This is a genomic window from Microbacterium indicum DSM 19969 (genome assembly GCF_000422385.1).
GTDB lineage: Bacteria > Actinomycetota > Actinomycetes > Actinomycetales > Microbacteriaceae > Microbacterium > Microbacterium indicum.
Genome location: NZ_AULR01000005.1, coordinates 112,402 through 123,692, shown reverse-complemented (window position 1 = coordinate 123,692; position 11,291 = coordinate 112,402). Strand labels below are relative to the sequence as shown.

General features: G+C 71.6%; 8 protein-coding genes. 4 read left to right on the top strand and 4 right to left on the bottom strand.

Annotated features, from left to right (window positions below):
* The first annotated feature begins 26 nt into the window (after positions 1-26).
* The 4 genes from H576_RS0107740 to H576_RS0107725 are packed head-to-tail and all read left to right on the top strand — an operon-like array spanning position 27 to position 4,987.
* A complete protein-coding gene (locus H576_RS0107740; RefSeq protein WP_029150463.1) occupies positions 27-1,307 on the top strand; it encodes an extracellular solute-binding protein in 1,281 nt (426 codons plus the stop codon).
* 8 nt (positions 1,308-1,315) lie between these two features.
* Positions 1,316-2,296 (top strand): carbohydrate ABC transporter permease, encoded by a 981-nt coding sequence (locus H576_RS0107735; RefSeq protein ID WP_051172430.1) that lies wholly within the window; start codon positions 1,316-1,318, stop codon positions 2,294-2,296.
* Positions 2,293-3,162 carry a carbohydrate ABC transporter permease gene (locus H576_RS0107730; protein WP_051172396.1) on the top strand — a complete coding sequence of 290 codons (870 nt, stop codon included), beginning with the start codon at positions 2,293-2,295 and terminating at the stop codon, positions 3,160-3,162. Before H576_RS0107735 ends, H576_RS0107730 begins: the two co-directional genes overlap by 4 nt.
* A gap of 19 nt (positions 3,163-3,181) precedes the next feature.
* On the top strand, positions 3,182-4,987 hold the full coding sequence (locus tag H576_RS0107725) for a family 20 glycosylhydrolase (protein WP_029150460.1): 1,806 nt from the start codon (positions 3,182-3,184) through the stop codon (positions 4,985-4,987).
* 99 nt (positions 4,988-5,086) lie between these two features.
* On the opposite strand, the gene H576_RS0107720 is transcribed toward H576_RS0107725, so the two are convergent.
* The 4 genes from H576_RS0107720 to H576_RS0107705 are packed head-to-tail and all read right to left on the bottom strand — an operon-like array spanning position 5,087 to position 11,220.
* Positions 5,087-7,891, bottom strand: a complete 2,805-nt coding sequence (locus H576_RS0107720) for a glycoside hydrolase family 2 TIM barrel-domain containing protein (RefSeq protein WP_036319930.1) — start codon at positions 7,889-7,891, stop codon at positions 5,087-5,089.
* A 32-nt stretch (positions 7,892-7,923) separates the two neighbouring features.
* Entirely contained in the window at positions 7,924-9,135 is a 1,212-nt protein-coding gene (locus H576_RS0107715) for an MFS transporter (RefSeq protein WP_169564325.1), read from the bottom strand.
* On the bottom strand, positions 9,132-10,070 hold the full coding sequence (locus H576_RS14860) for a BadF/BadG/BcrA/BcrD ATPase family protein (RefSeq protein WP_036319927.1): 939 nt from the start codon (positions 10,068-10,070) through the stop codon (positions 9,132-9,134). The genes H576_RS0107715 and H576_RS14860 overlap by 4 nt, the downstream gene beginning before the upstream one ends.
* Entirely contained in the window at positions 10,063-11,220 is a 1,158-nt protein-coding gene (locus H576_RS0107705) for an ROK family transcriptional regulator (protein WP_169564323.1), read from the bottom strand. The genes H576_RS14860 and H576_RS0107705 overlap by 8 nt, the downstream gene beginning before the upstream one ends.
* Positions 11,221-11,291 lie beyond the last annotated feature (71 nt).

The following is an 11,291-nucleotide window of genomic DNA, read 5'->3' as shown; positions in this document are numbered from 1 at the left end:
CCGTCCCGCACTCGAGAGGACCCATCATGAAGAAGTCGATCCCTGTGGCCGCGGCGGCGGCCATCGGCATCCTTGCCCTGTCTTCCTGCTCCGGGGGGACCTCCGCCGACTCGTCGGCCGACGGCGGGGGCCCCGCCGATCTCACGGTCTGGTTCATGGAGTCGTCGATCCCCGACGACGCCCTCACATGGCTCGAGGACGAGTTCGCGGCCGAGAACGAGGGCTCGACGCTCAGCGTCCAGGTGCAGACCTGGCCCGGCATCGTCGAGAAGCTGCAGACCGCGCTCCCGAGCTCGAGCGAGACGCCCGACCTCGTCGAGGTCGGCAACACGCAGGCCTCGACCTTCACCTCGGTCGGCGCCTTCTCGCCCCTCGACGACATCGTCGGCGACCTCGGCGGCGACAGCCTCGTCGCGAGCGGCATCGAGGCCGGCACGTGGGACGACACACTCTACGCGACGCCGCTCTACCAGGGCGCGCGCGTCATCTTCTACCGGACCGACCTCCTCGACGCGGCGGGGATCGCGGTCCCGACGACGATCGACGAGCTCGCCGACGCGGCGATCGCGCTCAACGAGGCGAACCCCGAGGGCACGGACGACTTCACGGGCATGTACCTCGCGGCGTCCGACGCGCACACGCTCGAGGGCATGCTCTTCACCTACGGCGGCGACTACGCGACGCAGGCCGCCGACGGCACATGGGAGGGCGCGCTCGAGACCCCCGAGTCGATCGAGGCGCTCACGACGATCCAGCGGATCTTCCAGGACGGATCCGAGTACGACCTCGACTCGAACGACGCCGTGCAGGCCGCCCCGAACCTCTTCAACGCGGGCCGCGTCGGGTTCCTCTCCTACCTGAACTACGCCGAGACCGAGATCGACCAGGATCTCTGGGACAGCGGCAAGGTCGGGGTCATGGCGCTCCCCGGCCTCGAGCCGGGCGAGGCCGGCGTGACCTTCGCGGGCGGATCCAACATGGCGATCTCGGCCGCGTCGCAGCACCAGGAGCTCGCGCAGAACGCGATGAAGCTCATCTACAGCGAGGACTTCCAGTCGCTCCTCGCGTCGTCGGGCGGCTGGGTGCCGGGAAACCTCGACTACGCCGACCAGCTCACGGGCGAGACGGCGCAGTTCGCGGTCGAGGCCGTCGAGGCGTCGAAGCTCACCCCGAACACCCCCGAGTGGGGCGTCGCCGACAGCGCCCAGGTGCCGGCGAGCATCTTCACCCGCCTCGCGAACGGCGAGGACGTGCAGACCGTCGCGGAAGAGGTCGACGCGCAGCTCGAGGGCATGCTGAACGGCTGAGCATGACGATGACGCTCGAGAAGACCGGCGCCGCGAGCGGCGGCGAACCGCGCACCGTCCCCGTGCATGCGCCCGTGCGCACGGCGCGGGGGCGGCGCGCACGCCGGCTCGCGCCCTACCTGCTGATCGCCCTGCCCGTCGCCCTCGTCGCGATCGCGCTCGGGTACCCGCTCGCGCAGCAGTTCGTGATGTCGTTCCAGGAGTTCGGCCTCGCGCAGCAGTTCGGCCAGCCGCCCGAGTGGGTCGGCTTCGCGAACTACGTCGCGATCGCGACGGACCCGTACTTCTGGCAGGTGCTCATCCGCTCGATCCTGTTCTGCCTCGTCACGGCCGCGATCACGATGGTCGTCGGGGTCGGGTTCGCCGCGCTCATGCAGCGGATCTGGCCCGGCGCCCGCGTCGCCCTCCAGGTCGCGCTCGTCCTCGCGTGGGCGACGCCGAGCATCGCGGCCCTGACGATCTGGCAGCTGCTGCTCGACCAGCGCAACGGGCTCGTGAACCGGATCCTCTCCGGCATCGGCCTCACGGGCTTCGACGGCTTCAACTGGCTGCACGCGAGCCCCCTGTCGTTCTGGGTCGTCGCCTCGAGCGTGATCGTCTGGGCGAGCGTCCCCCTCGTGACGCTGACCTCCTACGCCGCGCTCACGCAGGTCGACGCGTCGGTCGTCGAGGCCGCCGCGCTCGACGGCGCGGGCGTGTGGCGGCAGTTCGTCCACGTGCTCCTCCCGCTCGTCCGTCCCGTGCTCATGCTCGTCGGCACGCTGCAGATCATCTGGGATCTGCGGGTGTTCACGCAGATCCACGTCCTGCAGCGCTCGGGCGGCGACGCGACCGAGACCAACCTGCTCGGCACGTACATCTACAACACGGGCATCTCGGGCGGCGACTACGGCATGGCATCGGCCCTCGCCATGGTGATGCTCCTGCTGCTGCTCGCCATGACGTGGCGCTACGTGCGCCAGCTCGGAAAGCAGGGAGACATCGCATGACCGTCGCAGCCGCACCGATCGCCGCGCCGGCCGCGCGCCGCAGGCCCCGGCCCGGGCGCACGATCGCGAGCGTCATCGCGATCCTCTTCGCCCTCGCGTGGGTCTTCCCCATCTACTGGATGGTCAACGCGTCGCTGCAGGATCCCGACCTGCTCCGCATCAGCGAGCCGCGGCTGTTCCCGTCCGAGCCGACCCTCGACTCCTACGCGGGCGTGCTCGCCGACCCGTCGTTCTGGTCGTCGCTGTGGATGAGCCTCCGGGTGAGCCTCCTCGCCGTCGCGGTGTCGCTCATCGCGGCGGTCCTCGCCGCCGTCGTGCTGAGCCGCTTCCGCTTCCGCGGGCGCGGCGGGATCGTGGTCGCGGTCCTCGTCGTGCAGATGATCCCCGCCGAGGCGCTCTTCATCTCGCAGTACCGCATGCTCGACTCGGTCAGCCTCCTCAACTCGGTCGCGGGCCTGAGCCTCCTCTACGTCGGGACGGTCCTGCCGTTCATCGCGTGGACGCTCAAGGGCTTCGTCGACGGCGTGCCCGTCGAGCTCGAGGAAGCCGCGATGGTCGACGGGTCGAGCCAGATCGGCGCCTTCTTCCGCGTCACGCTGCCGCTCCTCGGGCCCGGCCTCGTCTCGACGGGCGTCTTCGGCTTCCTCGTCGCGTGGAACGAGTACACCCTCGCCCTCGTCATGCTCTCGTCGGGGACGACGACCGTCCCCGTGTGGCTGCAGACCTTCCAGCAGGGCATGCAGGGCACCGACTGGGGCGGGGTGATGGCGGGATCCGCCCTCGTGTCCGTCCCCGTGATCATCCTGTTCCTCCTTGTCCAGCGCACGATGGCGACCGGAATGGTCGCGGGCGCCGTCAAGGGCTGACCGCCACCCGAAAGGCACCATGTCGCTCCCCTTCCTCTTCCCCGTACCCCGTTCGATCGCGGAGCTCGACGGCGGCCCCGCCGGGCCCGACGCCCCCATCGAGGTCGTCCGCGATCCCGGGATCCGCCCCCAGGGCTACCGCCTGACGTACGCGGCCGCGGGGATCCGCCTCGCCTACTCCGACGCGGCGGGCCTCCGCTACGGGCAGGACGCCCTCGACCAGCTGCGCGGCGCCCCGCTCGCCGAGCAGGCCGCCTGCGAGATCGACGACTGGCCCGACTTCGCGCACCGCGGGTTCATGCTCGACGTCGCGCGCGACCGGGTCCCGACGCGGGCGTCGCTCGCGCGCCTCGTCGAGGTGCTCGCGCGATCCCGGATCAACCAGCTCGAGATCTACCTCGAGCACACCTTCGCCTACGCGGGCCACGCGGCCGCCTGGCAGGACGCGTCGCCGCTCACGGCCGACGACATGCGCTGGCTCGACGACCTGTGCGCGTCGAAGGGCATCGCGCTCGTCGCGAACCAGAACACCTTCGGCCACTGGGAGCGCTGGCTCGAGCACGACGCCTACGCGGCCCGCGGCGAGGTGTCGGGGCCGATCGAGATGGGCGGGCAGCTGCGGCCGCCGTCGACCCTCGCGCCGACGGCCGAGAACGCCGCGTTCGTGACGGGGCTCGTCGACGAGCTGCAGGCCCTCCTGAGATCCGACCGCGTCAACGTCGGCGCCGACGAGACGTGGGAGCTCGGCCGGGGCGCGAGCCGCGAGCGCGCCGAGCGCGACGGGATCGGGCGCGTCTACCTCGACTACGTAACGCGGGTGCTCACGCCGTGGATCGAGCGCGGGTACGGCGTCGAGTTCTGGGCCGACATCCTCGCGAACCACCCCGAGGTCGCGGGCGACGTCCCGGCCGGCGCGAAGCCCGTCGTGTGGCAGTACGACTCGCCCGAGCTCATGGCAGAGGCCGTCTCGCGCATGACCGACGAGGAGCGGCGCGACTTCGCGGATCACGGCGTCGACCTCGACGCGATCGCGGGCGCCTTCCGCAGCCGCTCGCAGGCCCTGGTCGACGCCGGGACGCCGTTCTGGGTCGCGCCGGGCACGAGCGCGTGGCTCTCGCTCATCGGCCGCATCGACAACGCGATCGCGAACATCGACGACGCCGTCGCCGTCGGGCTCGAGAACGGGTCGGACGGGATCCTCACGACGACGTGGGGCGACCACGGCCACTACGACCCGCCCGCGATCGCGTACCCCGGGATCGTCTACGCGGGCGGCGCGGGCTGGGCGTCGGAGGCGAACCGCGGGGTCGACCTCGCGCGCGTCCTCGGCGAGCGGATCTTCGACGACGAGACGGGGATCGCGGGCCGGGTGCTCGTCGAGATCGGCCGGGTGACGGCGCGGCTCGGCGTCCCGATCGCGAACGCGAGCCCGCTCTTCCGCGTGCTGCTCTTCGCCGAGGAGTACGCGGAGCGCGACTACCCGGCCGCCGACCGGCTCGCCGAGGCGCGCGCGGTGCTGGCGGGCGCGCTCGAGGATCTCGAGTTCATGCGGCCGACCCGCGAGGATCCCTCCCGCCTCGCGGCCGAGGTCGGCCAGGCGGTGCGCCTCGCGATCCTCGCGGTCGACCTGCTCGCCGACGGGATCCTCCTGCGGGATCCGTCCCCCGCCGACCGCCCCGCGGCCCGGGCGTTCGCGTCGCGGCTCGACGCGCTCCTCGCCGCGCAGCGCTCCGCGTGGCTCCTGTCGTCGCGTGAGGGCGGCCTCGCCGACAGCATCGCGCGCCTCGCGCCGCTGCGGAGGGCGCTCGCGCGCCGCGCAGCCTGACGCGGCCGGGGCCCAAGACTCTGGCGACGCGCCGAGGCTCTGGCGATCCCACCCGGTTCGGGCGGGAGCCGGCTCATCGCCAGAGTCTCGGCGCGGGGGCTACCGCGCCTCGAACACCAGCGAGGTGCGGAACGAGCGCGCGTCCAGCCGGTACTCGGGCAGCACGCCGGGCCCGCAGCTCGCGGTCCCGACGCCCGACTGCGCGAGGTCGATCGACACGTGCGTGCGGCCGTCGGCCGCGAGATCCCAGATGTGCTCGGCCCGGGCCGTCTCGGCGCGCGAGTACGGAGACACCGTGAGCGCGAACGGATCCCCGAGCGCGCGGATCCCGAGCGATCCCGCCTCGGTGCGCACCGTCGCGTCGACGACGCCCTGGCGCGCGCCCGACTCCTGCGGCCGCACGGAGGGGACGACGAGGTCGTCCGGCAGGATCTCCCACCAGCCGAAGTGCGCCGCCGCCGTCATGTCGGGGTATGCCGACACGGGGCCGAGCCCCGCGAAGGCGAGACCTGCGGGCGCCGCGTCGATGACGAAGTCGAGGCCGAGGCGCGCCCACCCGACCGGCCAGTCGCCCACGGGGTCGATCTCGACGTCGAGGCGCACGCCGCCCGCGACGGGCGTCCAGGTGAGGCGTGAGTCGACCGAGAAGTCGTGGATCGGCGCCCCGGTGCGGGTCGTGACGCGCACGGCGTCGCCCGCCTCGAACGCGACGAGCCGCGGCACCATGCGGTCCATGCCCGCCTCGCGCCAGCGCAGCGACAGGGGTCGCGGATCCTCCTCGCCCCAGAGGCGGCCGTCGTCGTTGTCGGTCGGCGCGCGCCAGACGCCGACGGCGGGGCCCGAGACGGGGACGCCGCCGATGCCCGAGACCCGGCCCGTGACCTCGTCGAAGGAAGGGAGGGATCCGCCCTCCTCCGGGGCGGCGGGAGCGGTGCGGATGACGCTCTGCCCCACGCCCGCGACGTGCCCGGCGGGCGCCCACGCCGCGTCGGCGCGCGTCACGGCGCGCACCGTGACGACGTCGGCGGTCGCGGCCTCGACCGCCTCGAACGCGGGCAGGTCGACCGCGACGAGCGTGCGCGGGCCGCAGGCGGGGGAGCCGAGGGATCCCGACGCGACGACCCGCCCGTCGACCTCGCGCTGCCAGACGAGCTCGTAGCGGTCGAGCGACGCGTGGTCGTGGCGGTTCTCGACGTCGACCGACGAGCGATCCGGCGAGACCGTGAGGCGGACAGGGGCGATGACGGCGGCGTAGTGGGTCAGGCCGGGGCGCGGCTCGCGGTCGGCCGAGACGAGCCCGTCGATGACGAAGTTGCCGTCGTGCACGGCCTCGCCGAAGTCGCCGCCGTAGAGCATGCGGCCGTCGGCCGAGCGGATCCCGTGCTCGAGCCACTCCCACACGAAGCCTCCCGCGAGGCGCGGGAAGCGCTCGAAGAGATCCCAGTACTCCTCCATGCCGCCGGGGCCCGTGCCCATCGCGTGCACGAACTCGCACTGGATGAACGGCAGCTCGGGGCGTCCGCCGATCCCGTCCTCGCCGATGCGGCGGACCTCGTCGTGCGAGGCGTACATGCGCGAGTACACGTCGGTGTACCGGCACGACCAGTCGCCCTCGTAGTGCACGAGGCGCGAGGGGTCGAACTGCTTGGTCCACAGCGCCATCTGGTCGAGGTTCGCGCCCGTGCCGGACTCGTTGCCGAGCGACCACATGACGACCGACGCGTGGTTCTTGTCGCGGTTCACGGTGCGGGCCATGCGGTCGAGGTACGCCTCGCGCCACGCGGGCTCGTCGCTCGGGTTCCTCCGCCACTTCACGAACTCGAAGGCGTGCGTCTCGAGGTCGCACTCGTCGATGACCCAGAAGCCGAGCTCGTCGAACAGATCGAGCACGTCGGGGTGCGGCGGGTAGTGCGAGGTGCGCACGGCGTTGATGTGGTGCCGCTTCATGAGCAGCAGCTCGTCGCGGGCGACCGCGGGGTCGAAGACGCGGCCGTGCTCGGGGCGGTGCTCGTGGCGGTTGACGCCGCGGAACATGATGGGGGATCCGTTGACGAGGATCTCGGTCGCCGCGACCTCGACGCGGCGGAAGCCGAGGCGGAGCGTCACCGTCTCGCCCGCGCTGACGAGGCGCGCGTCGTAGAGCCGCGGGGTCTCGGCGGTCCAGGGGTCCACGGGGCCGACCGCGATCGAGCCCGCGGCCGGGGCGTCGACGCCGAGCTCGTCGATCACGAGGCGGGCGTCTCCGTCGACGTCGGCGGCGACGGATCCCTCGCCCGTCGCGGGGTCGAAGTCGGCCGTGAGGAAGGCATCGCGGATCCCGCCCTCGGGCCGCGCGAGCAGCGTCACCGAGCGGAAGATACCCGGGAGCCACCACATGTCCTGGTCCTCGAGGTACGTGCCGTCGCTGAACTGCGCGACGCGCACAGCGAGGCGGTTCCAGCCCTCGACGAGGTGATCCGACACGTCGAACTCGTGCGTCAGGCGGCTGCCGCGGGTCGAGCCGAGGTGCCGGCCGTTGAGCCAGATCTCGGCCGCCGACTCGATGCCGTCGAAGCGCAGGATCCGGCGCGCGTGCGCGAGGACGTCGGGCGCCGCGAGGAAGTCGAGGCGGTGGTCGCCGATCGGGTTCTCGTCGGGTGGGAACGGCGGGTCGAGGGGGAACGGCATCTGCACGTTCGAGTAGGCGGGGGATCCGTGGCCCTGCAGGTTCCAGTGCCCGGGCACCTCGATCGTGTCCCACGCCGACGCGTCGGCCTCCTGCCACCCGTCGTCGGGCGCGGCCCGCAGCGCGGGGTGGACGCGGAAGGACCACTCGCCGTCGAGCAGCTGCTCGGGGGCGTCCGACCGCAGGCGGGCGCGAGGCGGGAGCGAGCCGGTTCCGGGCCCGGGACGGTCGATGCGCATGGATCTCCTTCGATCGATGGGGGTGTGGTCTTTCATCGTCTCTCCCTCAGTCGGATGACAAGCGGGGCGGTCATGGCCAGGGCGGCCACCACGAACAGAAGCGAGGGGCGCACGCCCACCGCGGCGCCCGCTGCTCCGATGAGCGGCGGTCCGGCGATGTTCGCTATCGACCCTAGCGACGTGACCGCGGCGACTCGCAACGGGCCGTTGACGGGATCTCGGGCGACGAGACCGACACCGACCGGGACGACGAGTGCCGCACCCGCTCCCCAGAGCGCGCTCGCGGCGATCGCTGTCTCGATGGTCGGGGCGAAGACGAACAGGGCGAGCCCTAGTGCCGCCGCCGCGGCGGATCCTGCCAACGCCCAGGGCCGACCGACGATATCGACGAGTCGGCCTCCACCGATCCGTACGATCGTCTGCGCGACGAGGAACACGGTCAGGGCCGCGGCGGCCGTCTGCTCGTCGGCCTCGAAGCTGTCGACGAGCGCGATGGATGCCCAATTGTTCGCGGCTCCCTCGGAGATCGACGTCGCGAACACCAGGGCGCCGATCGACAGCACAGCGCTATTCCCCCAGACCGCGTACCAGGGGGTACGGTCGGAGCGACCAGCGACGTCGACGGAGCGCTCTGCCGACATCCGTTCATCGAGGGGGCGGACGAGTCGCGCGATCGCCGATCTGATGACGACGGCTGCGGCTGCCAGCATGAGGAACTGGAGGCTCGGGGAGACACCGACGCCTGACAGCAGGCCGCCGATGGACGCGCCGATGGCGGCTCCGACCGAATACGCGGCGTGGAACTGGGGCAGGATCGTCCGCCCGACGTGTCGTTCGGACGCTGCTCCGAGAACCGCTTGCGGCACGTTCGTGCAGGCGAAGGCGAGGCCATGGACCACGCTGGCGACGAGGAGCAGCGGGAAGGAATGCACCTCGAGCGCCGCTGCAAGGGTCAGGTACGCGGCAGCGAAGAGCGCGGTGGCCGCCAGATAGATGCGGCGCGCGCCGAAACGCTGCACGAAACGCCCTGCGACGAGCGCGGTGACCACCGTTCCGACCGCACCGGCCGTGAGAAATCCGCCGAGGTCAGCGGAGGTGATGCCCATTTCGTCGCGGATCGACGAGAGCCGCACGTTCCATGAGGTCAGCGCGAGCCCGTTGAAGACGTACGCGGCCGCCACCGCGATCCTGCCTCGCCCATTCGAGGCGCCGGCTCCGTGGACGACGGGGATAGCAGCGGTCACGGCGTGTTCCTCGGGGGCGTGAGGGACTGCGCCCACCGCACGGCGCCTTCGACGGGCGCGTGCGCGATGACGTGAAGCGGGAGATCGACGGATAGCGCAGCCAGAGAGTTCTGGATCGCGGCGCGCAGCGGTTCCTGGTTCACGATCACTCCGCCGGCGGCGACGATCGAATCGGCGACGGCGCCACGGGCCCGAACCGATGCGATTGCCGATGCGATCGAATCGGCCGCACGCTGCACGACGCGTCGAGCGATCGGGGAACCGAGGCGCATCGCCTCGAAGACCAGCGGGGCGCGCGTGCCCCACTCGGCGGGACCGGCATCTCGCGCGACCGCCGAGGCGAGCGAGGGGACGTCCGATACTGCGTAGTCGGAGAACAGGAACTGGGCGAGCGGATCGCGGGAGATATCGGGGTCGTCGTGCGTCGACGCGATCGACGCGACCGCCTCGCGGAGCAGCGCCGGGGCGCTCCCCGCGTCGTCGAAAAGCCAGCCGTTGCCGAGCGCGCGAACCGGGACCCCCGCGGCCGTGCGCCCGAGGACGACCGATCCGGTCCCGACGATGAGCTGCACTGACGTCGGGTGGTTCTCGGCCCAGCCCAACAGCTCGCCGTCGTTCGCCACGATGACGTTCCGCGCATGGAGCTCGTCCGCAAGCGCCGCGCGCGCCGCACGCCCCTGTTCCGCGGTATCGCAGTCGTGCAGCCCGATCACGATTCGGGTGTGGTCGACGACCCGGGCGCCGTCGGAGATCGCCGAGGCGAGACGGACGAGGTTGTCCGGGTGTGCGAAGACATCGCCTTCGCGCCACGCGGAAGACGGGATGATCACATCGCTGCGCTCGCCGCGGGTATCGATGGTCGCGATGTGCGTCTTCGTCCCGCCGACGTCGACTCCGACGACGGCCGCGGGGCGGCGCCCGTCGACATCACGCAAGGTAGGTGGCCTCCCGCACGATGCGGATCAGCGATTCGCCGACTCCCGTCAGCGCGCTCATGGACCCGAGGGCGATGGGCATGATCGTCGGCACCGAGGCGATACGCCCGACGAGGCGTCGCTCGATTTCGGCGACGCAGTGCTGCGGCGCTGCTTCGAAGGCCCCGGCAAGGAGCAGAGCCTCGGTGTCGAACGCGATCGAGATCGCGGCGGCGCCGAAGGCGAGGAGGTCGAAGAACAACTCGGCTTCGTCGGCCGGGGCATCGCCTGAGGCGCACATCTCGACGGCCGAGCGCACGGCGGAAGCGGTAGTCGGCGAGCCGGGCGAGATTCGCCGGGCGATCTCGTTCATCCGCGACTCGAGGTCGCCGTGGTCGGTGAAGTATCGACGCATTGCGGTGACATCGCCGAAGAGGAAGCCGACCTCCCCCGCTGCGGAGCGCGCGCCGAGATAGAGGTGGCCATCGTTGACGATGCCGGAACCGAGGCCCGACCCGAGCACGAGAGACGCCACGGTCGACAGTTCGCGTGCGGCACCGCGCCGCCATTCCCCGTACGCGATCGCGTTCGCGTCGTTCATGACCAGGACAGGAAGCTTCGTCTGATCCCGCAGGATCTGCTCGAGCGGCACGTTCTGCCAGCCGAGTTCCGCGGTCTTCGCGACGAGCCCCCTGTGCACGATGCCGGGCACCGTGACGCCGACACCGAGGCACTCGCCGCCGATGTCGGTTGCGTGCGCGACAGCCTGCTTCGTGATCTCGATGACGTCGGTGAGGTGACGAGACGACCAGTCTGAGAGCGGGGTGACGGCGACATCGCCTAGCGGGTCGCCGTCGAGGCCGATCGTGAGACTTCGGACGGCCTCGGCGCTCACCTCGAGGACGACCACGCTGCGTCGCCCGCCGGAATACTTGAGCAGCGTCGACGGGCGTCCGCCGGCCTGCCGCACCACGCCATCCTGCTCAATGAGACCCTCGCGAAGAAGCGCGCCGACTAATCGTTCGATCGTCGCGGAGCTCAGCCCCGTCAGATCGGACAGCCGCCGCCGGGTCACCGGGCCGGAGTCCCGCAATGCGTCGAGTACCGCTGTCCTGTTGATCTGCGTGACGACCTTCGTCGTCGCGGTCCGTCGCGAGCGCGATGCTGTCACCGGCGTCTCCGTCCCATTGCGATTTGGCATCAGGTTGATAGTGAATCAGATCAGGAGTGCCCGCTTTCCCG